The 23,857-nt window shown below is 43.7% G+C and carries 18 protein-coding genes, 6 tRNA genes, 1 pseudogene and 1 riboswitch; of the genes and pseudogenes, 7 read left to right on the forward strand and 18 right to left on the reverse strand.

Translation table 11 applies throughout. The features are described from left to right. Positions 1-90: 90 nt before the first annotated feature. The 10 genes from B3143_RS04085 to secA all read right to left on the reverse strand — a co-directional run bounded on the left by B3143_RS04085 (position 91) and on the right by secA (position 6,721). Positions 91-167, reverse strand: a tRNA-Pro gene (locus B3143_RS04085). Positions 168-186: 19 nt separating this feature from the next. Continuing rightward, positions 187-262: transfer RNA gene (locus B3143_RS04090), tRNA-His, on the reverse strand. A gap of 78 nt (positions 263-340) precedes the next feature. Continuing rightward, positions 341-417, reverse strand: a tRNA-Pro gene (locus B3143_RS04095). 19 nt (positions 418-436) lie between these two features. Continuing rightward, positions 437-512: transfer RNA gene (locus B3143_RS04100), tRNA-His, on the reverse strand. A gap of 36 nt (positions 513-548) precedes the next feature. After that, positions 549-625, reverse strand: a tRNA-Arg gene (locus B3143_RS04105). 35 nt (positions 626-660) lie between these two features. After that, positions 661-737, reverse strand: a tRNA-Pro gene (locus tag B3143_RS04110). Between the two features lie 154 nt (positions 738-891). Beyond that, positions 892-1,959, reverse strand: coding sequence for a quinolinate synthase NadA (gene nadA, locus B3143_RS04115; protein WP_286739619.1), 1,068 nt, complete (start codon positions 1,957-1,959; stop codon positions 892-894). Between the two features lie 153 nt (positions 1,960-2,112). Beyond that, positions 2,113-3,333, reverse strand: a complete 1,221-nt coding sequence (argJ, locus tag B3143_RS04120) for a bifunctional glutamate N-acetyltransferase/amino-acid acetyltransferase ArgJ (RefSeq protein ID WP_286739622.1) — start codon at positions 3,331-3,333, stop codon at positions 2,113-2,115. A 154-nt stretch (positions 3,334-3,487) separates the two neighbouring features. Then, positions 3,488-3,841, reverse strand: coding sequence for a hypothetical protein (locus B3143_RS04125; RefSeq protein WP_004782196.1), 354 nt, complete (start codon positions 3,839-3,841; stop codon positions 3,488-3,490). A gap of 153 nt (positions 3,842-3,994) precedes the next feature. Next, complete coding sequence (gene secA / locus B3143_RS04130) at positions 3,995-6,721, reverse strand: preprotein translocase subunit SecA (RefSeq protein ID WP_286739624.1); 2,727 nt, start codon at positions 6,719-6,721, stop codon at positions 3,995-3,997. A 332-nt stretch (positions 6,722-7,053) separates the two neighbouring features. On the opposite strand from secA, the gene B3143_RS04135 reads away from it, so the two are divergent. Next, the gene (locus B3143_RS04135; RefSeq protein ID WP_286739626.1) at positions 7,054-7,695 is read left to right on the forward strand and encodes a peroxiredoxin; all 642 of its coding nucleotides are present in this window, start codon (positions 7,054-7,056) and stop codon (positions 7,693-7,695) included. 401 nt (positions 7,696-8,096) lie between these two features. Next, positions 8,097-8,687: pseudogene (locus tag B3143_RS04140) on the forward strand (dual specificity protein phosphatase family protein). Positions 8,688-8,692: 5 nt separating this feature from the next. Here the strand turns inward: B3143_RS04140 and B3143_RS04145 are convergent. Genes B3143_RS04145 through trpA form a run of 4 tightly spaced genes read right to left on the reverse strand, consistent with a single transcriptional unit; the run spans position 8,693 to position 12,690 of the window. Next, a complete protein-coding gene (locus B3143_RS04145; protein ID WP_376745111.1) occupies positions 8,693-9,721 on the reverse strand; it encodes an SPOR domain-containing protein in 1,029 nt (342 codons plus the stop codon). Next, positions 9,712-10,995 (reverse strand): bifunctional tetrahydrofolate synthase/dihydrofolate synthase, encoded by a 1,284-nt coding sequence (gene folC / locus B3143_RS04150; RefSeq protein WP_286739630.1) that lies wholly within the window; start codon positions 10,993-10,995, stop codon positions 9,712-9,714. Before folC ends, B3143_RS04145 begins: the two co-directional genes overlap by 10 nt. Further along, positions 10,992-11,888 carry an acetyl-CoA carboxylase, carboxyltransferase subunit beta gene (gene accD, locus B3143_RS04155; protein ID WP_034169942.1) on the reverse strand — a complete coding sequence of 299 codons (897 nt, stop codon included), beginning with the start codon at positions 11,886-11,888 and terminating at the stop codon, positions 10,992-10,994. Before accD ends, folC begins: the two co-directional genes overlap by 4 nt. 1 nt (position 11,889) lies before the next feature. Further along, positions 11,890-12,690 carry a tryptophan synthase subunit alpha gene (gene trpA, locus B3143_RS04160; protein ID WP_004782187.1) on the reverse strand — a complete coding sequence of 267 codons (801 nt, stop codon included), beginning with the start codon at positions 12,688-12,690 and terminating at the stop codon, positions 11,890-11,892. 365 nt (positions 12,691-13,055) lie between these two features. On the opposite strand from trpA, the gene B3143_RS04165 reads away from it, so the two are divergent. Further along, a complete protein-coding gene (locus B3143_RS04165; RefSeq protein WP_286739633.1) occupies positions 13,056-14,387 on the forward strand; it encodes a Na+/H+ antiporter NhaC family protein in 1,332 nt (443 codons plus the stop codon). Between the two features lie 39 nt (positions 14,388-14,426). On the opposite strand, the gene B3143_RS04170 is transcribed toward B3143_RS04165, so the two are convergent. Continuing rightward, positions 14,427-15,464, reverse strand: coding sequence for a helix-turn-helix transcriptional regulator (locus B3143_RS04170; RefSeq protein ID WP_286739635.1), 1,038 nt, complete (start codon positions 15,462-15,464; stop codon positions 14,427-14,429). Between the two features lie 140 nt (positions 15,465-15,604). Between B3143_RS04170 and B3143_RS04175 the strand changes: the two genes are divergently transcribed. After that, positions 15,605-16,483 carry a metal-dependent hydrolase gene (locus tag B3143_RS04175; RefSeq protein ID WP_214001571.1) on the forward strand — a complete coding sequence of 293 codons (879 nt, stop codon included), beginning with the start codon at positions 15,605-15,607 and terminating at the stop codon, positions 16,481-16,483. 64 nt (positions 16,484-16,547) lie between these two features. Here B3143_RS04175 and B3143_RS04180 read toward each other — a convergent pair whose 3' ends face one another. The 3 genes from B3143_RS04180 to B3143_RS04190 all read right to left on the reverse strand — a co-directional run bounded on the left by B3143_RS04180 (position 16,548) and on the right by B3143_RS04190 (position 19,771). Beyond that, positions 16,548-17,540 (reverse strand): DUF2804 domain-containing protein, encoded by a 993-nt coding sequence (locus B3143_RS04180; protein WP_214001572.1) that lies wholly within the window; start codon positions 17,538-17,540, stop codon positions 16,548-16,550. A 361-nt stretch (positions 17,541-17,901) separates the two neighbouring features. Then, on the reverse strand, positions 17,902-19,146 hold the full coding sequence (trpB, locus tag B3143_RS04185; protein ID WP_005232043.1) for a tryptophan synthase subunit beta: 1,245 nt from the start codon (positions 19,144-19,146) through the stop codon (positions 17,902-17,904). Beyond that, positions 19,127-19,771: a phosphoribosylanthranilate isomerase gene (locus tag B3143_RS04190; protein ID WP_286739638.1), complete on the reverse strand. Its 645-nt coding sequence runs from the start codon at positions 19,769-19,771 to the stop codon at positions 19,127-19,129. The genes trpB and B3143_RS04190 overlap by 20 nt, the downstream gene beginning before the upstream one ends. Positions 19,772-19,964: 193 nt before the next feature. Then, positions 19,965-20,187: riboswitch (cobalamin riboswitch) on the forward strand. A 36-nt stretch (positions 20,188-20,223) separates the two neighbouring features. Between B3143_RS04190 and B3143_RS04195 the strand changes: the two genes are divergently transcribed. From B3143_RS04195 to B3143_RS04205, 3 genes are all read left to right on the forward strand, one after another. Then, positions 20,224-22,071 (forward strand): TonB-dependent receptor plug domain-containing protein, encoded by a 1,848-nt coding sequence (locus tag B3143_RS04195; RefSeq protein ID WP_286739640.1) that lies wholly within the window; start codon positions 20,224-20,226, stop codon positions 22,069-22,071. A gap of 139 nt (positions 22,072-22,210) precedes the next feature. Further along, entirely contained in the window at positions 22,211-22,795 is a 585-nt protein-coding gene (locus tag B3143_RS04200; protein ID WP_286739642.1) for a cob(I)yrinic acid a,c-diamide adenosyltransferase, read from the forward strand. A 145-nt stretch (positions 22,796-22,940) separates the two neighbouring features. Next, entirely contained in the window at positions 22,941-23,654 is a 714-nt protein-coding gene (locus B3143_RS04205; protein WP_286739644.1) for a glycerophosphodiester phosphodiesterase, read from the forward strand. The last annotated feature ends 203 nt before the right edge of the window (positions 23,655-23,857 follow it).

The raw sequence follows: 23,857 nt of genomic DNA on the forward strand, positions 1-23,857 counted from the left end.
TTTCATCGAACTCAGGTTAGTTTGTACTTAAATTTTAGACATAAAAAAACCGCCTAATGCGGTATCCATATAATTAATCATTTTTATAGATGGTCGGAGCAGTAGGATTCGAACCTACGACCCCCTGGTCCCAAACCAGGTGCACTACCAGGCTGTGCTATGCTCCGATGTTCAACTCAAAAAAGTTGGGGTGAATGATGGGATTCGAACCCACGACAACCGGAATCACAATCCGGGGCTCTACCAACTGAGCTACATCCACCATCACGGTGTCTTCATTATTTAGACATAAAAAAACCGCTTGACGCGGTATCATTAACCCTAACCACCATGAAGAAGATGGTCGGAGCAGTAGGATTCGAACCTACGACCCCCTGGTCCCAAACCAGGTGCACTACCAGGCTGTGCTATGCTCCGATATTCAACTCAAAAGAGTTGGGGTGAATGATGGGATTCGAACCCACGACAACCGGAATCACAATCCGGGGCTCTACCAACTGAGCTACATCCACCATTGCCTTGGTTCTTAAATATCAAGCCACCAAAAATGGCGCGCCTGACAGGATTCGAACCTGTGACCATCCGCTTAGAAGGCGGATGCTCTATCCAACTGAGCTACAAGCGCTTTACTGATGATTTTCACCATCTGCCTTGAAGAATTGGTCGGAGCAGTAGGATTCGAACCTACGACCCCCTGGTCCCAAACCAGGTGCACTACCAGGCTGTGCTATGCTCCGATTCATCTCAGCTTTCGTATCAAGCTTATCGCTTGGTACGGTGTGCATTCTAGGCGTGACGCCATAAGACGTCAACACCTATATTTAAAAAAAATCAAAAAAACACTTCAAGCGTTTATTTATCAAGCATTTCAGACATTTTTTATACAAAATTCTAGCGTTTCAAGCTGGCACTAAAATCCAGCATACGATCCAGAGGCAGTTTGGCTCGCTGAGCTAATGCGGGTTCAACATGAATCTCCTGATCACGATGTTGTAGAACATGCAAGATTCCATCTAGCTCGTTCATGGCCATCCAAGGACAGTGTGCACATGAACGACAGGTTGCTCCTTCTCCAGCGGTTGGAGCTTCAATCAGAATCTTATCTGGCACAGCCTGCTGCATTTTATAGAAAATACCGCGATCTGTTGCCACGATCAAACGCTGATTTGGCAAGGTTTGAGCTGCCTTGATTAACTGAGAAGTACTTCCGACTGCATCAGCAATTTCTACCACAGACATCGGTGATTCTGGATGGACCAGCACTGCCGCATCTGGATATAAGGCTTTCATATTAGCAATTCCGCGCGAACGGAATTCTTCGTGGACGATACACGCGCCATCCCACAGTAACATGTCAGCGCCAGTTTTATTCTGGATATAGCGCCCCAAATGCTGATCCGGTGCCCAGATAATTTTCTTGCCCAAACTATCGAGGTGTTCAATAATCTCCACTGCACAACTTGAAGTCACGACCCAGTCAGCGCGGGCTTTAACCGCAGCCGAAGTATTGGCATACACCACTACAGTATGATCAGGATGTGCATCACAGAATTTGGTAAATTCCTCTACTGGACAGCCCAAATCTAGTGAACAGGTCGCTTCAAGAGTTGGCATCAGGACAGTTTTTTCTGGTGAAAGTATTTTTGAAGTTTCACCCATGAACTTAACCCCAGCTACCACTAAGGTCGACGCAGGATGGTCACGTCCAAAACGCGCCATTTCCAATGAATCGGACACACAGCCACCAGTCAATTCTGCCAGTTCCTGTACTTCAGGATCACAATAATAGTGTGCAACTAGCACTGCATTCTGCTTTTCTAGTTCAGCTTGAATCTGTGTAAATTTTTCCTGTTTGGCCTGTGCACTGATCTGATGCTCTTTGGGTTCTCCTAAACGTTCTAAATGCGCCTGCACAATCGATTTGGCTTCATTGGCTATTAATTTGGTCGCATCATTCATAACAACTCTTACTCTACCCTCATAGTTCATTATTCAATGAACCTTTCACTCTACATCCCGGTCATCTCTGGCGAAATGCTTTTTTTGACCAGTCATTAAAAATCATAAGATATAAAAAAAGCCCCACAACGGAGGCTTTAGAAACAATCTGAATTATGAACGATAATCAGCATTGATTTTCACATAATCATAGGACAGGTCACAGGTATAGACCGTATCCTTTGCTTCACCACGTCCAAGATCAACACGAATCGTCATTTCAGCTTGTGCCATCACACGTGCACCTGCTTCTTCAGTATAGTCTGCTGCTGCACCACCATCCTTGCAGATTTGTACATCATCTAACCAAACCTGAATTTTTGCAACGTCTAAATTCGCCACACCTGCATAACCGATTGCAGCCAAAATACGTCCCCAGTTTGGATCAGAAGCAAAGATCGCAGTTTTCACCAATGGAGAATGCGCGATACTATAGGCCACGTCACAGCATTCCTGAGTATTGGCACCGCCTTCTACGGCCACAGTAATAAATTTGGTTGCGCCTTCACCATCACGCACAATCAGTTGTGCAAGACGCTTCATGGTACGCATCAATACTTCAAGTACAGCAGCATAACGCGGATCTTCAACTGATGAAATTTCTGTTCCACCGGCCTGACCTGTGGCAATAAAAATACAAGAGTCATTGGTAGAGGTATCACCATCAATGGTAATGCGGTTGAATGACTGATTCACTGTCTCAGATAAAAGCTGTTGAACCAGTTCACGGCTGATTGGTACATCAGTCGCCACATAACTCAACATAGTCGCCATATTTGGGCGAATCATGCCGGCACCTTTGGAAATCCCGGTCATGGTATAGGTAACACCATTTAGCTCGAACTGTTCAGATGCACCTTTCGGCATAGTATCTGTGGTCATAATACCCGTTGCAGCATCGATCCAGGCATCATCACGCAATGAGTCTAATGCAGGCTGCAAGCCACTGAGCAGACGCTCCATTGGTAATTGTTCACCAATTACCCCTGTTGAAAATGGCAATACTTCTTCAGCTTTCACGCCTGCAAGTTCAGCCAGTTTGGCACAAGTGGCTTCAGCATTCGCCATACCTGTAGCACCTGTACCCGCATTGGCATTTCCGGTATTTATCACTAAATAACGTGGATTACCTACCGCCAGATGTGCTTTAGAAACATGTACAGGGGCAGCACAAAAAGCATTCTGGGTAAATACGCCTGCAACATTGGAGCCTTCAGCCAGTTCAAATATCACCAGGTCACGTCGGTTCTGATAGCGCACATACGCTTCTGCCGAACCAATTCTCACCCCTTTTACCACATGCATCTGTGGCATAGATACGTCACCAACTGCCATTTTTAAATGTCCAATATTGAAGTTTCAGAAAAATACAGCTTAGTTGATCTTCATTAAAAAATCGAGCCAAAGCCAGATGAACACTCACTTTTCTTATGGTTTTTCACAATAAAAAACCAGTCATAGTGACTGGTTTTATTAAACTAGATCAAACTTAGTTTTTAGCCAACTGGGTTGATTCATTCAATAAAGCCTGTTTCGCCTGTTGCTGACTTGCCACAGAAAGCGCAGGGTTAGAAGCAACAATACGGTCAGCATTGGCTGCATTGGCTGCTGCAATCGCTGCAGTCTGCAAAACGATTGGACGGTTTGAATTATTAAAGGTATAGCGAATGCCAGTACGCGGACTTGCAATGGTTACCTGACCATCTGCACCCGTCTGAACCTGAGCCGTAGTTGGACCAATGGCCTGCTGAACTTTAGCAGGTGTCGTTGTTGCTGTTTCTGCAAAACTTAAAGCCGGGATTGCCAAAGCAGCAACCATCATCGTTTTTAATACTTTTGTCATTGTTTCTTCCACTTTGCGGTGTTCAATCTGCCATTAAATACCATTTAATCCCGCACAGTGCAAACTGTATTCACTAGCTGAAAAGTCCATATACATAAAAAGATCAGGACTAAATAGCCCTGATCTTTTTATAGTTTAGAAACTTAGCAGAAATTAGATCTTGCCATGACACTGTTTGTATTTTAGACCTGAACCACATGGACAAGGTGCATTACGGCTTGCCGGTGCTTCAAAGACTGGTGCAACAGGATTAGTCTGCGCACTTTGTTCAGTGGTGATTTCATCTTCTTCAGCCAGTAATCCATCAAATTCCTGATGAGATAACTGCAAACGCATCGCTTCAGCCTGTGCCTGCTGCTGTGCTTCCATTTCAGCCAGTTCTTCAGGTGTTGGCACATGGATGCGTGACAGATCAGTAATGACGTCAGATTTAATCACCCCCAGCATGTTTACAAACAGGTTGTAGGCTTCTTTTTTGTATTCCTGCTCTGGGTTTTTCTGTGCATAACCGCGTAAATGAATTCCTTGACGCAGGTAATCCATCGCAGCCAGATGCTCTTTCCAGTGACGGTCCAGAGAGTTCAACATGAAATGACGTTCGAGTGATGCTGCAGATTCAGCGCCCATTTGCTCACGACGTGAACGGTAACGATTTACCACTTCTTCAGTAATTCGTTCAACCAGTGCTTCTTCATCTAAACGACGATCCTGCTCTAACCATTGTGCAACTGGCAGATCAATCGATAAGTCTTCACGTAGTGCAAGTTCCAGACCTTCAATATCCCATTGATCATGAATTGATTCAGGCGGAATATAGTTGGCGATCATGCCCTGCATCACTTCACGGATCATCTCTTCGATATAATCCTGCAATGAGCTTTCAGCCAGAATCTCATCACGCTGACTATAGATGATTTTACGCTGTTCGTTATTCACGTCATCGTATTTCAACAGGTTCTTGCGAATGTCGAAGTTACGTGCTTCTACTTTGCGTTGTGCATTTTCGATTGAGCGTGATACCATTTTGTGTTCAATCGCTTCATCTTCTTTTAAGCCCATCGCACGCATCATGGCAACCACACGATCACCCGCAAAGATACGCATCAAGTCATCTTCAAGAGACAGGTAGAAACGCGATACACCGGGGTCACCCTGACGGCCCGCACGACCACGCAACTGGTTATCGATACGGCGAGATTCATGACGCTCAGAACCGATAATATGCAAACCACCAGAAGCGAGAACTGCTTCATGATTCGCCTCCCATTCTGCTTTCAGACGTGCTTCATCTTCAGGGGTTGGGTTTTCAATTTTGGCCAGTAGCGCTTTCCAATTACCACCCAGCAAAATATCGGTACCACGACCTGCCATGTTGGTCGCAATGGTTACGGCACGTGGTGCACCTGCTTGGGCAATAATATCCGCTTCACGTTCATGCTGTTTGGCATTCAGGACTTCATGTTCAATACCAGCTTCTTTAAGCTTGTCAGAAAGAATTTCCGACGCTTCAATAGTGGCCGTACCAATCAGGATTGGCGCAACACCAGCTTCGTGAACACGTTGAATTTCCTGAATAATCGCGTTGTACTTACCTTCACGATTCAGGTAGATCAAATCGTTCTGGTCATTACGGATCATTGGACGATGAGTTGGAATAATTACCACATCCAGACCGTAAATTTCTTTCATTTCCGCAGCTTCAGTATCTGCTGTACCGGTCATACCGGATAATTTTTTATACAGACGGAAATAGTTCTGGAATGTGGTGGTTGCAAGGGTTTGGTTTTCCGGCTGGATTTCCAGACCTTCTTTTGCTTCAACCGCTTGGTGCAGACCTTCAGACCAGCGACGGCCTGGCATGGTACGACCGGTATTTTCATCAACAATGATCACTTCACCTTCATGGATGATGTAATGCACGTTACGTTGATATAAATAGTGCGCACGAATCGCAGCAGTCACATGATGCAGCAAATTCAGATTAGAAGCTGAATACAGGCTCTCTCCTTCAGCCAATAAACCCATTGCAATCAATTCACTTTCAATGGTTTCAAAACCGGTTTCTGTAATTTCAACAGAGCGCTGTTTTTCATCAATCCAGAAATGACCGCCATCCGGGACTTTTTCTTCTTTTTGCGCTTTTAATTTTGGTGGAATGTTGTTGATTGCTGCATAAAGCTGGGAAGAGTCTTCACTTTGGCCAGAGATAATCAGTGGTGTACGTGCTTCATCAATCAGGATCGAATCAACCTCATCGATAATGGCATAGGTCAGACCACGCTGTTTTTTCTCAGCCAGCGAGAACACCATATTGTCACGAAGATAATCGAAACCGAATTCGTTATTGGTACCGTAAGTGATATCTGCTTTATAGGCTTCAGATTTTTCTATGGGATTCTGCATGGAATAGATAATCCCAATGCTTAAACCCAAGAATTCGAACAATGGACGGTTTAACTCGGCATCACGTTGTGCCAAATAGTCGTTCACCGTGATGACATGGACACCCTGCCCGCTCAATGCATTGAGGTAACAGGCCAATGTCCCCATCAAGGTTTTACCTTCACCGGTACGCATCTCAGCAATCTTGCCTTCATGCAGGGTAATACCACCAATCAACTGTACGTCATAGTGACGCATTCCCATGACACGTTTTGCAGCTTCACGACAGACTGCGAATGCTTCAGGAAGTAACTTATCTAGGCTTTCACCCTTATTATATCGTTGTTTGAATTCTTCAGTTTTTGCAGATAAGTCTGCATCGCTTAGGGCTGATATCGTCGGCTCGAGCGCATTAATCTTGTCTACGATTTTACGCATGCGTTTGAGTTCGCGCTCATTTTTGGTACCGAAGATTCCTCCGATCAGACTTGCCAACATGAATAGACTCTCTAAATCTTGCTTGTCAAATAAATATGTTCTTAGTCGTTATTATGGTGCTAGAAATTTGAACTACAAGGGTTTTGCCAGAAAACCAATGAAAAAAAACTCATCCTTCGTTCTAGCCCTGAGACCTAAGGCAAAGTAATGTAGCAAATTTTACCCATGCAACATAGTTAATTAGACGACTGATTTGTCTGATTCTGAATTAACAGCCTATTTCTTTATTTGGTTTATTCATAAGAAATTCTAAAAACACTATTTTTAATCATAAAAAAATTGGTTCATATTTATTCTCATCGACACATTACAAGATCAATTGAGGCAAGAAAATGAGTTTACGTTTAGGCGATACCGCACCGAATTTTGAACAGCAATCTAGCGAAGGCTTAATTAACTTTTATGACTTTCTAGGCGATAGCTGGGGCATTCTGTTCTCCCATCCAGCGGACTACACCCCAGTATGCACCACTGAACTGGGCTTTACCGCAAAGCTGAAAGATGAGTTTACAAAACGCGGCGTGAAAGCACTTGCCCTTTCTGTAGATGATGTTGAATCGCATCATGGCTGGATCAAAGACATTAATGAAACTCAAGATACCACCGTTAACTTCCCGATCATTGCAGATCAGGACCGCAAAGTCTCTACACTGTATGATTTCATTCACCCAAATGCCAGCGAAACTTTAACTGTACGCTCTCTGGTAATCACTGATCCAAATAAGAAAGTGCGTCTGATTATTACCTACCCTGCATCAACAGGCCGCAACTTCCATGAAGTACTACGTGTAGTCGACTCTCTACAATTAACTGACAACTATAAAGTCGCAACCCCGGCTAACTGGCAACATGGCGATGATGTGGTGATTGTACCTTCACTGAAAGATGAGGAAGAAATCAAACAACGTTTTCCGAAAGGTTATAAAGCTGTAACTCCATACCTACGTCTGACACCACAGCCTGAGCAAAATTAAAAGGACTCCTTTTTAATTTTGCGCAAGGCAAACGAAGTGCGCAGTATTTGAAACGCTGCCTTAATTTGGCGCAAGACAAGCGAAGCGCGTAGTTCAAGTTAAAACGGAGCACTGCTCCGCCCTGAGGAATATATTCCGCAAGAAGACATGGCTATGCCGTGGGTGCAAGAGGATAAGCTAAATGCTGTTATATCCTTTTTGAATATTAAAAAACCGCAATCAACTCTCCACCATGAAAATACTAGTCGTCATGCATCAACCATCAATTTCATGCTTAGTTTGATACCCACCGACGAGCCGGGTTTTCGAACTTTTCCATCAAGCCTGTCTTCGGACAGGCTTTTTTTGAAAAAGCCGATATGCTGTTGAAGAGAATACTTAAAAAGATGAGTCAGGTTGTAATGAAAAATAATTATGTACTTCTTCTGGTTTCCACACTTGTTTTATCCGGCTGTACTCCAGCGCTGCCTGAACAGGAACGCCCAATGCATTGGAGACAAGAACTGCATGAAGAACATAATTTTTATCAGATTAGCAATGAACTCTACCGAAGTGAACAGCCAAGCCATGAACTGACGCCCTTATTAAAACAATATGCCATTAATGTGGTGATCAACCTGCGTTCACGCGATAAAGATACAGATATTTTGTCAAATGAATACCTCAAGCTTAAGCATATTCCCATTCATACCTAGGCTATGAATCGCGAGGATTTACTGAACGTAATGCAGTTAATCCAGCAGGCACGACAAAATAATAAAAAAATACTTTTACACTGTTATCACGGTTCAGACCGTACCGGTGCCAGTGTGGCCATGTACCGGATTATTTTCCAGAACTGGCGCATTGAAGATGCAGTACAGGAAATGAAGCATGGCGGCTATGGCTTTCATTCCATTTGGCGCAATATTGAAAAATTATTTACCCCTGAAAATGTAAAATGGATTCGCGAGCAACTCGCGAATCCATCTACAGAAACTTCGGTTAAGTAAGAGAGTTAACGCTTATCTAGCGGCACCCAATCATTTACCCAAGCTGATTTCATATTCAGGCTGGCATCAGACGCGATTTTCTTACGCAGTGCGTCTGCTGTTTCACGGTCTTTAGATGGACCGACCATGATACGCATACCTTTAGATGTCTGGCTCTTGGTGACCTTGTAACCTTTGGCTCGCAGTTTGGCCGCAATGGCATCAGCATTGGCTTCATTGGCAGCTAGGGCCACCTGCACCATCCACTGCTTATCGCTTTCACCTTCAAGAAGTTTACGGGCTTTTTCAGCTTCAGCCTTTTTCTTGGCTTCTTCTGCTTTATGCTTCTCTTCAGCTTTGCGCTTCTCTTCTGCCTTACGTTTTTCCTCAGCAGCTTTATGCTCAGCTTCTTTTTTCTTTTCAGCCGCTTTGTGCTCTTCCTCGGCCTTACGTTTTGCTTCAGCTGCCTTATGCGCTTCTTCAGCTTTACGTTTCTCTTCTAGCTTACGTTTTTCCTCTGCAGCCTTCTGCTCTACCTGTTTCTTGGCAGTATCAGCTGAAGTTTGGGCTTTTTGCTGCTCAAGCTTCTGCTGTTCTAACTTTTTTTGTGCAGCAGCCTTGTCTTCAGCCAGACGTTTTTGCTTCGTCTGTTCATCTTCAGCCAGTTCAGGCGGAATATTGTCTGAACTTTGCTGTCCCATACGATGAGCATTCAAAGCGGCATATTCTTCAGCCGCACGACGTGCTGCATCTGCCTCAGCCTGCTGTTGCATGGCTAAAAATTCAGCTGCACGAGCTTCCTGTTCAGCCACTGCTTTTTCGCGGTCACGACGCTGCTGTTCCAGCAGACGTTTTTCTGTTTCCACATCGACTGTTAAAGAACCTAATGAATTGTTGACTGTATCTTTTGATTCTACTTCTGCAGCCAGTGCCGGGTTTTGCTGACGATCCTGATGAATTTCATTTTGGCCTTTCAGGAGTAATGCTGCCAATAAAACACCACCACCTAGTAAAACAACGCCACCCATCCAGCGTTGTTTGTTATTCATTGACATTCTTCCAAATACTCCCATACCGCTTCTAAGGTATGAAATGATCCACATACCAAAATCAGCTGATTATTCTCTGTTTCATCCAGCGCTGATTTAAAAGCTAATTTTACATTGTCAAATTGTTCTATCAATTCACCTTGCAATGCATCAGTCAAGAGTGTGACCTCTGCCGCACGTGGCACAGATAATGGTGCAATTTTCCACAAATGAACAGTGTCTTTCAACAACTTGACGACAGAATTTATATCTTTATCTGCCAGCATGGAAAATACACAAATGACTTCTTTATATTTCTTTTTGTAATTTAAATAATTGCGTAATTGTTTTAACAGGAACTCTACCCCATGCGGGTTATGTCCAGCGTCAAAAATTACGGTCTTATTCTGAATTTCTCGGACTTCAAAACGTCCCGGCAATTTAGCTGCCTGAATTCCTTCCGCAATCGCTGTCTGGTTGACTTCCAGACCACTCAGCAAGATCGCTGCAACCGCTGTCGAAATATTATCCAGAGCCAGTGAACCTGTCGGCAATTTTAAAGTCGTACCTGACGATGCAAATGCCCAGGTTTTGCCATCTTCAAAAGCTTCATAGAAATAATCACGGTTGACTGCATATAACGGCGCATTGCATTCAGCAGCTTTATCCAGAATGGCTTGCGGAATATCTTGCTGACCGCCAAAAATCACGGGAATACTCGGACGGATAATGCCAGCTTTTTCAAAGGCAATTTTTTCGATGGTATCACCAAGCCAGTCAGTATGATCCAGTCCGATATTGGTGATGACCGCAACATCCGGATTAACCACATTGACCACATCCAGACGACCGCCTAGTCCGACTTCCAGCACCCACACATCACACAGTTCATTTTTAAAAATCACAAATGCAGCAAGTGTGGTTGCTTCAAAGAATGACAGGCTTAAATCGCATTCGCGACGTGCCCGATCGACTTCAACAAAAGCATCAATCAGCAACTGGTCTTCGACTTCAACCCCGCGTAATTTCACCCGTTCATTGAAGCGATATACGTGAGGAGACTGATACAGTCCGACCTTAAAACCCTGAGCATTAAGAATGGCAGCCAGAGTCGTGGTCGTTGAACCTTTACCATTGGTTCCGGCAACCGTCAGGACTTTAGCCTCCGGATTGATCACTCCCAGCTTTTCAGCCACAGGAATGACACGTTCCAGACCTAAATCAATTCCCGTAACGTGAACATGGCTCCAATAATCGAGCCATGTATCAAGTGAATCAGTTGCTAATGGTGCTGTATTCAAGGCAGGTTCATCAATTTCGTGATAATACGATAAACTGTATCACGTAATGCATGACGGTGAACAATCTGATCGATTACACCATGATCAAGCAAATATTCAGCGCGCTGGAACGGTTCGTCCAGTTTTTCACGCACGGTCTGCTCGATCACACGTTTACCCGCAAAACCAATCATCGCTTTCGGTTCAGCCAGATGCACATCACCCAGCATGGCTAAAGATGCAGTTACACCGCCGTAGACTGGATGGGTCAATACCACCACATAAGGCAGACCTGCTTCTTTCAAACGCTGAATCGCTGCTGAAGTACGTGCCATTTGCATCAAAGACAGCATGCCTTCCTGCATACGCGCGCCACCAGAAGCTGCAAAACAGATCAAAGGCTGATGTGTTTCAATCGCACGCTCTGCTGCCTGCACAAAACGGTCACCCACTACGGTACCCATAGAGCCGCCCATGAAGTCGAATTCAAATGCGGTTGCAATCATTGGTACACCTTTCAGCAGACCTTGCATCACGATCAGTGCTTCAGTTTCACCTGTTTTCTTTTGTGCTTCCGACATACGCTCTGGATAAGCTTTGCTGTCGACAAATTTCAGTGGATCTTTGGCAGTAAATTCCTGACCCATTTCAGTCTGTACCTGATCAAAGAACCAGTTCAGACGGTCACGTGCTTTCATTTTCAGATGTTCATCGCATTGTGGACAAACATAAGCATTAAATGACATTGCAGTACGTGTCACTAAAGCATGACATTCAGGGCACTCAATCGTTGGCTCTGTGAATGTCGCTTTTAAGGTAGTTTGCTCATCAGGTACATGAATGCCCGGAACAATACGCTCCGTCCATGGGGTCGATGGGCTCAGAATTTTGCCTGATTTCACTTGTTGACTCATACTATAACTCATCGAGCGCTGCTCGAAGCTCCTTGACTTTATTCACCGTCGCAATAACGGCTTGTTCTGGCGCGAGGGTTGCAAACTGTTTTACAAACGCACTTCCCACAATAACTGCATCGGCAGCAACACCCATCGCTTTCGCAGATGCAGCATCACTAATACCAAAACCAACGCCTACAGGAACATCTGTCTCTGCCTTAATTTTCTGAATACGTGCAGCGGCTTCAGATACATCCAATGTCGCAGCACCCGTTACGCCTTTCAGCGACACATAGTAAATAAAGCCACTGGCCTGTTTCACTACATGCTGAATACGCTCATCAGTTGAGGTCGGAGCCAACAGGAAAATCTGATCCATTTCATATTTTTCCAGCACTTGACCCAGATCTTGAGCTTCTTCAGGAGGCAGATCGACCAGAAGCACGCCGTCGACACCGCATTCATAGGCATAAGCCACAAACTTTTCATAGCCAATGACTTCAACCGGATTGAGATAACCCATGAGTACCACTGGTGTTTCGCGGTCTTTCAAGCGAAATTCTTTCACCATGTGCAGTGCATCTAGGGTATTGGTGCCACCGGCCAGCGCGCGTTCAGCGGCCAGAGCAATCACCGGACCATCTGCCATTGGATCTGAAAAAGGAAGACCCAGTTCAATCACGTCGACGCCAGCGTCCACCATCTGGTGCAGCAAAGGTACGGTTACCTCTGGATGCGGGTCACCAGCCATAACATAAGAAACTAAAGCTTTACGCTGTTGAGATTTAAGTTGTCCAAATCGTGTGGCTAAACGTGACATAGGGCTGAGCTTTCCTTAAGGTGTTTCAAACTTGAGACATTGACTATGTAGAAATACAAGACATCGCATTGTAACGCTATTTTTTGTACATTGAACAGTGTGCAACATCGACCTCTAGCATTTCATTTCCTGTGCGAGGATTTCAGAACAACCCGAAGGGATCTATTTACGATTATTTTGATTTTTTTCTCAATGATCAAAGATGCCTAATTTTGGCATTCCCTAAAATGTTGAATATTTAGATAAACTTATTTTTATCATGGAAAAATTAATAAAAATGCAGGTGTTAGCGCATTCATTTAAAGTTTTCTGAAATTGCAAAACCTGTTTTATACTAGCCCCATTCTCTTATTTTTTTATCTCCTATGCAGACTGACTCTGAAGGTACAGTGCAGGCGCGCGCCATTGCACTGTTGCCGCTTATTGTATTTTTAACCATCTTTTTAGGTAGCGGGATCTATCATTCTCTGATCGGAACTGAATTTGCGTTTTATCAGATTAAAGCGCCTGTTGCTGCCCTGCCCGCGATTATCTTGGCTGCATTAGTATATCGTGGCAAACTCAACCAGGGTATTGAAGAATTTCTTAAAGGTGCCAGCCATCCCAACCTGATTCTGATGTTCATGGTGTTTATGCTGGCCGGTGCTTTTGCCAGTGTCAGCAGTGCGATTGGCAGTGTTGATGCCACTGTACAAATGGGCCTGTCTGTTATTCCTCCGAGTTTTGTCTTACCGATGCTTTTTGTGATTTCGGCATTTATTGCGACGGCGATGGGTACCTCAATGGGAACTATTGCCGCCTGTGCACCGATTGCCTTTGGCTTTGCACAAGTAACCGGGATTCCGGTGGTTTATGCGACTGGCGCCGTGGTCGGTGGAGCAATGTTCGGTGATAACCTGTCCATGATTTCAGATACTACCATCGCTGCAACCAGCAGCCAGAAAGTTCAGTTACGTGACAAATTCAGAGTCAATGTCTGGATTGCTGTACCGGCTTCCATCGTTACGATTTTGATCTATATCTTCAATGCTGGCAGTTCTAGTCCAGTAGAATACAAGGACTTTAACTGGATCCTGGTCCTGCCTTATATTGCGGTCTTTTTACTAGCTTTTAGCCGTCTGCATGTTCTGGCTGTTTTAACCATTGGTGTCGTGTTATCGGGTTTATTCGGGCTATTTGCTACGCCAGATTTCAATATCCTCAAGCTGAACACTTCCATTTATGACGGCTTTGTTGGCATGTTTGAAGTGGCATTGTTATCCATGTTTTTAGGTGGCCTGTCTGCGATCATGCAACGTGAAGGTGGTTTACGCTGGCTGATCGAACGCATCTACGCGCTGACTCGCTTATTTAAAGTAGGCCGTCAACGTGCCGGTGAAATCGGGATCAGTTTCTTGGTGGTATTTTCCAACCTGTTTGTGGCAAATAACACTGTCGCGATTATTCTGGCTGGTGATATGGCCCGTGAAGTGGCGAAAGAATACGGGGTTGATCCAAAACGTGCTGCAGCCCTGATGGATATTTTCTCCTGTGTGGTACAAGGTCTGATTCCTTATGGCGCACAATTATTACTTGCCTGTTCAATTGCCAAACTTTCTCCAGTCGAACTAATCGGGGGCGTGTATTACTGCTGGATTCTGGCAATATTTGCAGTGACCGCGATTGCTTTCCGGTACCCTAAATTAAAAACAGCTTAAATTAAGTCATGAGATAAAGCGGCCAATGATGGCCGTTTTTTATGCCTGATCCTGTTTTAACTGTTTTCTATATTGCAATAACGTCCTGCCTGTTGCCGCTTTATAAGCACGCGCCAAAGCCGACTGGTCAGAATAGTCTAGTTGCTGGGCAATCTCGGTCAGGCTTAGGGGCTGACGCAATAAACTTTCACAGCGCTTGATCCTTTCCTGTTCCAACAGTTTTTTAAAAGATATGCCCTGTTCATTTAGCTGGCGTTGCAAAGTGCGGGTTGATACAAACAGTTGCTCGGCCAGCTGTTCAATTTTAATGGCCTGCTGTCTGCTTCTTAGATGCTCCGCGACCACTTTTTGGGCCTGAGTTAAAATACTTTCTACAGGCGGTTTGGCTGCAATCGCTTCTTCAGCCTGACGAATCAATAACTGTAATAGCATTGGATCGGCCTGTTCCGATTTCAGGTTCAGTCCCTGTATATCCAGTTCAAAGCCATAATCCTGCTGTGAAAACTGCACTTCCGCAGCATAGAATTTTTGATAATGAATTCGGGCAATTTCTGGTGCATGGGCAAAGCGCACCCGACGCAAGAGCAAAGGATGATCCTGCAAAATAAAACGTCCCAATTGCACCATGGCTGCGATGGTCAGCTCATTCAGCAGGTTATAACGCTCATCCTGATAGATCCAATACAATTCAATACTCTGCGCATGCTGTTTTAGTTGCAATGGGACAAATTCACTCCCATCAATGACCAGTCGCTGAAAACGCATGATGTAGCCGATGATTTCAGGAATACTGCTGCTTTTGGAAACCATATAGCCCAGCACACCAAAATGCTCTGGCCGAATGCACTGCACAATTTCAAAAATTAACTGCGGACATACTAGCTGTTTTTGGGTTCTTAACAGAATGCTATTAAGAAAATCGAGGGGCACTTGGGCATCAAAAGGCTGATCAATCAGTCCAATGATCTGAGGTCGTAGATCTGCAAGAAACTCTGCAGTTAAAGGTTCTATATTTAAGCTACGCAAATAGGTGACCCATAGCTGGATATAACCATTGGAGATTTTGATGTCCTGCATGAGCGCGCCCCTGTCTCTGCTGCGAATATATATTTTATTTTTCTTTGGCGTAAAATGTATAAAAATTGGCCATATCTGTCAAAACAATTTGTGCAATTCTGAACATACTGTCAGCATCTCCAGAAAAAGAATGAAAGCAGATGAACGCACCTTTAAAATCTTCCATACAGCCTGTGGTACGTAGTAATCTTGATTTTAAGCTGAGTGAAATTCCGCGTTACTGGTTTGGTGGCGATCCATTCCTAACCCGTATGTTTGATGCACTGAGTCTGACCTTTCCTGATGGTGAACGTTATTTCATTCAAAGCGTGCGACTATTCCGCGACCAGATTAAAGATCCAGATCTGCAAAAACGGGTAGCTGATTTTATCCGTCAGGAAGCCCAGCATGGCATTGCCCACGACAAGATGAATAACCTGATGCGAGAACAAGGCATGCCGGTCGATCAGTTTATTCAGCGTCTGAACTACATGATGAACTATGACTTGAAGAACCGTTCGCCTGAGTACAATATTGCAGTCACTGCAGCAGCGGAACATTTGACCGCGCTGATGGCTGAAACTTTTTATGGGCAAAAAGATACTTTAAGAAATGCCCATCCTTTTGTTCGTGCCATGTTTGCCTGGCATGCGATTGAGGAAATGGAACATCGTGATGTGGCTTTTGATGTGATGAAAGATGTGGCAAAAACGCCAGAATGGTTGCGCCAATATACTTTACTCATCACGACTTTTCTGATGTTTGGTTTTACCATTTACCGTGCCAATGTCATGCTTAAACATGATGGCTTTAGCCCGCTGCAACGCTTGCAATTGAATATCCGGGGCTTACCTTGGTTCTTTGGCAAAAAGGGGACTCTGACTCGTATGGGTAAACAGTATCGTGACTGGTTTAAAAAGGATTTTCATCCATCCCAGCACCCAGTGATTGCTCAATATGATGTCTGGGTAAAAACGCTGGCAGAAACCGGCGATCCGATTCAGGCAGGAGAAGCCTTCTGGCAAGCTGCAGAAGATTAAACCTAGAAATCAAAAGGCCTTCAAAATCGAAGGCTTTTTTAGATTTAGAAGTTAGAAAAATGAATTACCATTTGGCATAGTGCTGTTCTAAAAGTCCATATTCATTGACCAGTACAATATCTTGGCCATCTTGCCGGATGGTACCGGATACTTTTGCCTGCCACTGGCTAAACTGGCTGCCGACCAGACGCAGATTCAGATTTTCATAACGGCGCCAGCCCGTGTGTACATTCAGGTTCAAACAGCCATCCAATGACTGGATGTTCCAGCGTTCGTTAGATTCCTGCTGAAACAATACATCTGCTACAGGATAAATTTTGCCATTTACCCATAAACAGTTTTCATTGCCAAAGCTTTCATTGACGCCGGAAGCAAGATTGATCCCGATACGGTTACGATTGGCATCCCAGAAATTACAGGACAACCAGAACCAGGCCGTTTCAGGACGCAAAAAGCCACAGGTATCATCCAGAGAGGCAAAAGTGCGCTCATTAAACTGGATGGTTTCACCTTGCTTATTTACGAAATAACCTTCACAACCCAAAGTGGTCAATTTCTGGGTATAGGTCCAGCCATTAATTCCGGTCGGACTGCACATACTCAGCGGATCTGTGCCTGCACAGAAAATTCGGGCACTAAGCTTGATTTCACCATATTTGGTCACATGGATATAACGCACCCCGTTGGCATGCTGGATATCAATCTGAAAGGGAGATTTATGAAAATAACTATGATTAAACAATGGCTGTTCGTCTAGCACCGTATTGCGCGAGAAGAAATTGATCGCATTCCATTCCTGCACTTCGTTGGTATTATGGTTATAGATGTAGAAAAAACTGTGCCCAGCCCAAGAGATATCCGCAATTGCAAGGCCAATCGTATAATGCTCGTGTTGAATACTACAGAATTTAAATTTTTTATATTTTAGTTGTTTACGCCAGCCAGTCAGTACATCTCCATAAGGATTTTTATACTGGTACGCATGGTAATCAATACTTTTTGGAATTTCTTTGAAACGTCCGTAACGTGGTTGTCCATTTTCCTGAATTAAATCCATTAAGACATTCCATCTCAATCAAAAACTATTTTTGCTTGGAGCTATTATGCCGATTATTGAGATTTGATAAAGAATTTTTTAAAACCGTTCGTCAGCTCTTCCAGCCAATTCTACTTAAAATAATCATTTTAATTTTTTGAATGAGAAACTGATTTTTTGCCGTTTTATCTAGAACTTGAATAGTTTTTATCCCATTTTTAGCCAGATTGCTTCTTCCTCTTCATCTTTAAAAATTTTCTTATCTATAAAAATAAAAAAATCGTGCTGAATAATTCAACACGATTTTTCTTAATCCACCCTGCCCTCCTTTTAGAAAGAAGGGTTTTCTCCCCTCTTTGAAAAAGAGGGGCTGGGGGAGATTTTACATCTCAACCATTTCCACGCCATCAATACGGGCAACGGTCATCAAGTCTTTATCACCACGGCCTGAAACAGTCGCAATAATGATTTGATCCTTGTCCATGGTTGGTGCAAGTTTAGTGACATAAGCCATCGCATGTGAACTTTCAAGCGCAGGAATAATCCCTTCGATCTTGGTTAGATCACGGAAACCTTGTAACGCTTCTTGGTCATTGATCGGCACGTAGTTCACGCGTTCCATATCTTTCAGGAAGCTGTGTTCCGGACCTACACCCGGATAATCCAGACCAGCAGAAATTGAATGCGTTTCAATGATCTGACCTTCTTTATCAGACATCAGATACGTACGGTTACCATGCAGTACACCGACGTGACCCGCATTCAGTGGTGCAGAGTGCTTGCCAGTTTCGATTCCTAAACCTGCAGCTTCAACACCATACATTTTCACATCCTGGTCGTTCAGGAATGGATAGAACAAGCCCATCGCATTTGAACCACCCCCCACACAAGCAACCAATGCATCTGGAAGGCAACCTGCCTGTTCCTGAATCTGACGGCGTGCTTCACGGCCAATAATGGACTGGAAGTCACGAACCAATTGTGGATATGGGTGCGGACCTGCCACCGTACCAATCACATAATAAGTTGAGTCAACGTTGGTAACCCAGTCACGCATCGCTTCGTTCATGGCATCTTTTAATGTTTTAGAGCCACTTTCTACAGGGACAACTGTTGCACCTAGCAAACGCATACGGTAAACGTTCATCGCCTGACGTTTCACGTCTTCAGCACCCATGAACACCACACATTCAAGACCTAAACGCGCTGCGATGGTTGCAGTTGCTACACCATGCTGACCGGCACCTGTTTCCGCAATAATGCGTTTTTTGCCTGAAAGTTTAGCCAGTAAAGCCTGACCAATCGTATTGTTTACTTTATGCGAGCCGGTATGGTTCAGATCTTCACGCTTTAAGTAAATTTGCGCACCACCCAACTCTTTTGACCATCGCTCAGCATGATATAAAGGACTAGGACGACCTACGTAGTAGGCTAAATCACGGTCGAATTCTGCCAGAAACTGTTCATCATCTTTCATGCGGAAATAAAGCTTTTCCAGATCTTGTAAAGCCGCCATCAGAGTTTCTGACACAAAACGCCCGCCATGGATACCGAAATGTCCACGCTCATCCGGGAATTGGGTATAGTCAATCACGGGCTTGTTGTGATTAGTACTTTGCTGATCCACGATGGACTCCTTGCATAAAGCGTTCTATGAGTTGTTGGTCTTTTATACCTTTTACGGATTCGACACCACCACTAACATCAACAGCATAAGCCTGTGTGGTGTGAATTGCCTCCTCGATATTGTCCGGGTTTAAGCCCCCAGCCAGGATCAAGGGAATATCTAATTGAGGAAAGGTGCTCCAGTCAAAGCTGTGTCCGGTGCCACCTTTTAAATCAGGATGCCAAGCGTCTAACAGTACTGCGCTGGCTCCTGCTGCCTGATAACGTTGAATTTCAGCGACTACGTCCAGATCAGGTTTGACCTGAATCGCTTTGTACCATCGACGTCCAACTTGCTGTGCTATTTGCTGACATTGCAACGGTGTTTCATCACCATGAAATTGCAAAATATCTAAAGGCACTTGTTTCAATACAGTGGCAATTTCATCTGCCGTTGCATTGACAAATAAACCGACCACTTGCACATAAGCGGGAATGTGTTGCAGCAAGCCTTGTGCTTGTTCAATGCTCACATTGCGCGGACTTGGAGGATAAAACACCAAGCCAATTGCATCTGCACCCGCATGCACAACACTGTTTATATCTTGAATTCGCGTGATTCCGCAAATTTTGGCACGGGTACGCATCGTTTTGGACTCTAATCCTGATTTTCAATCTTCATTTTGCTGATCTTGCTGTGCGTGACTTTTAAATTGTCTGTTCACACTAACAAAATCATATATTGGGGCGAATCATTGTAATGCAATTTTAAAGGGTTGAGTGAAGTTCAGGCGGATTATTTCTGCATTTCCGTTGTTTAAATGGCATACAGACTTTATACTTCGCGCAAATGCAATGAGTCTAGCTTTGAGCTTTAGGGAAGTTGGTGAAAGTCCAACACTGCCCCCGCAACGGTAACCATGAAACGTATATCAATTTAAATCTGATGATTTACACCACTGTATGAACAATATGGGAAGGTAGATATACAGCGAAGCAATCATAAATTAGAAGATGCTTGGCACATTGAAGTCCGGAGACCAGCTTGTTGTACCCTTAACTCAATCATTCACGTGGGGTGAATGTATGGAACAAAGTCATGTCTACTCTTTTCCAGCCTACTGCTTTAGTGGGCGCAATTGCGCTTGCAATGGGTTTTTCAACTTCAGTTTTTGCTGCAGAACCGCAAGATCAGCGTGTGGTGAATGCTGCTTTAGATACGCTTGTTGTTACAGCAACTCGTTCTGAAGAAAAGATTGAAAATGTGCCTGCGCGTATTTCAATTATTGAACCGCAAATTTTAGAGCAATCTCCAATTGCTTCTTTACCAGACCTATTGATGACTGATGCAGCCATCAATATGGTACAAAGCGGTGGTTACGGTCAGACTGCTTCAATTTTTCTACGTGGTACCAACTCAAATCAAACACTGATTTTACGCGATGGTGTACGACTAAACTCAGCAACTACCGGCACAGCATCACTACCATTCATTGATACTACTGATATTCAACAAATTGAAGTACTCAAAGGTCCAGCCTCAGTGCTTTACGGTACCGATGCGATTGGTGGTGTAGTTCAACTCGTCTCAAAAACGCCAGAAAAGAATAGCGCATTTGCAACAGGTGAAATTGGCGAAAATTCGACTTACAAAACACTGGCTGGTGCTGATCTAGCGGAAAATGGTTTCTATGCACAAATTCGTGGTCAACATTTGGAAACCGATGGTACACCTGTTAAAGAGAGTAAAAATGCACCTAATGCGGCTTTTGATCAAACTGGCTACTCGGCAAAATTTGGTGTAGAAAAACAAAAATATGCACTATCACTCGACTACAGTGAGAACGAAGGTAATTCAAAATACGACAGTAATGGTGCAGTCGTTAATCAAGATTTCAAAAATGAAATTGTAAACCTGAAAGGTCGTATCAACCTTACTCCTAGTGTTGAAGTAAATGCTCGCGTATCACAATTCAAAGATGATATTGATCAAAATGATCTAAATTATCTTGGGACTTATGATTTCGTTCATAGCACTACACAAGAAGCTGAACTTTATAGTAAATGGCATTTCACACCTTCACAAAATATTTTGTTGGGTACAACTTTTCAAAACATTGATGGCGACGTAGTTTCCTACGGTAGCCCATATGCCGCTGATGTAGACTCACAAGGTTATTATGTGCAACATCAATACAATGCCAATGGCTTAAATACACAAGTTGGTATTCGTGTGGAAGACAATGAGAAGTATGGCACGCACACCATTGGACAAATTGCTACACGCTATCAAGTTTTACCTTTAACTAGCATTTATACCAATATTGGTACAGCCTTTCGTTCACCAACTTTAAATGAACTTTATAGTGCTTATGGGAATCCAGATTTAAAGCCGGAAGAAAGCACATCTTATGAAATTGGCTTAGATCAAAATCTCAACCACGGTTTTACCACAGGTATTTCTTTGTACCGCACTGAAGTTGAAAACTTGATTGATGCAACCAGTGTTACTGGCTATATCTTCCAAAATATTGACCAAGCTACATTTGAAGGCAGCGAAATTTATCTGAAATGGCAAGGTGAAAATCTGTATGTTAATGCAGGTTATAACTATGTTCGTGCTAAAAACGATAAAACTGATGAAGACTTAAGCCGTCGCCCTCGACAAAATGCGACGCTTACCACAGGATGGCAAGACAGTAAATTTGGCTTCTCAACCACTTTGATGGCAAGTAGTTCGTATGATAATAGTGCCTACGATAATGTTACTGTTCCTGGTCACTTAAGAATTGATATGAATGGTTATTACAATCTAAACACTGCTGTCAAATTATTTGCCAATATCCAAAATGTAGGGGACAGCAACTACCGTACAGCTTATGGTAGTGGTAGCTACTACATCAATGGTGGTCGCCTCGCTTCAGCAGGTGTAACTTTCCGCTACTAAACCCCGCATAACAACAAAAACTTTAAAACAGCGCAGTTTATGGATAATGTAATGACCGACATTATCCTTTTTTATTGCACCAGCTTTTATTTCTTACGACCAAGTAAACGCAATTTTCACTTTCAAACAAGGAACGACCATGGGCCACCGTTTAAGCAAAATCTACACCCGCACAGGCGACTCAGGCACAACAGGACTGGGCGATGGCTCACGCGTTGCCAAAGATGACTTGCGTATTACCGCGCTGGGTGATGTCGATGAACTTAATGCCTGCATTGGCGTATTGCGCTCACAAATTACACATAGCAGCATTCAAGACAAAAACACTTGGGACAAATCGCTCAGCCTGATCCAACACTGGCTATTCGATTTAGGCGGTGAAGTCTGTATCCCCAATTACCACCTCGTACAACCGCTTGCGATTGAATACTTAGAGCAAGACATTGACCGCATGAATGAAAGCCTGCCAATGCTCAAAGAATTTATTTTACCTGCAGGTACATTGGCATGCAGTTATGCACATCAAGCTCGTGCTGTATGCCGTCGTGCAGAGCGCAGCGTGATGTCGGTTCACTCACGCGACCAGAATATTCAGGCGACTTCCCTGCAGCTATTAAATCGCCTATCTGACTGGCTGTTTGTGGCTTCACGCACCTTGCAACGCGCTGAAGGTGGTTCTGAGGTGTTATGGCAAAAAAATATCAATGAGACCATTGATCAATAAATCCACTAAAATGTATTAAATTGCACGGAAAATTCTGCGCCAACGGTATTTGCAACAAAGTGTTTCAGGCGCAGAATATTGCAATACTCCTGTCACAACTCTTCATCATTATGTTTTCATCTTCACTTTTTCAGGTTATCGCAGCATGCGCATAATCGGACATCGCGGTGCGCGTGGGGAAGCGCCTGAAAATACGCTAGGCGGTTTTCAATATATTCAGGATATCGGGATTCGCGCAGTCGAATTTGACGTACGCCAGCTTAAAGATAATGCCCTGATCATCATGCATGATGATAACTTTGTACGAACTACCGGTTTGCAAAAACCCCTCTACGAATGTAACCGTCAGGATCTCAGTCAATATAATCACGCAGTGAAATGGTCAGAATGGAACAAGGTCGAAGCGACTCCCATGCTGGATCAGACCCTAACCGTGATTCATAACTTTGATCATATTGAAGTTGAAGTCAAAAGTGTAGCGAGCCAGGCAGATGCTGAAAAAATTACGCTTGAGCTTGAACAGCAGTTACAGGGTTATGAGCATTCAGTCGTGATTACCAGTTTTGATCCAAAAATTCATCAGGCTTTGCAACAGCAAAATTCCAGTTTAAAACGCGGCCTTCTAATTGAAACAGATGTGAAATATCAGGCGATTGATCAAGCTTTAGAACTTGGCTGTTGTCAGATTGGCTGGATGAATGAACTGGCTAGCAAAGATATTATTCAAGCCACACAAGCTGCCGAACTCACCATCAGCGTCTGGACCGTAAATGATGTTAATCGTGCCAGAGAATTACGCGACTGGGGTATTCAGGGTCTCATTACCGATTATCCGAAGTTAATGATGCAACATCTTTAAATAACCCAAAATGCAAGATTCTATATATAGATCATTTTTCTTTAAACCTTGAAAAATAATTTAAAGAAAAATCCATGACTGTAATCTTGTTTAACTTTAAATGACGGGATTGTTTACAAATTTATTTCTCTGCAATCTAGTAGAAAAAATGAACATTCATTTGACTCATTTTCAGAAAATAAATTTGGTGGTGTTTCAAAAAG

The organism is Acinetobacter sp. UBA1496 (assembly GCF_002324975.1).
Classification (GTDB): Bacteria; Pseudomonadota; Gammaproteobacteria; order Pseudomonadales; family Moraxellaceae; genus Acinetobacter; species Acinetobacter variabilis.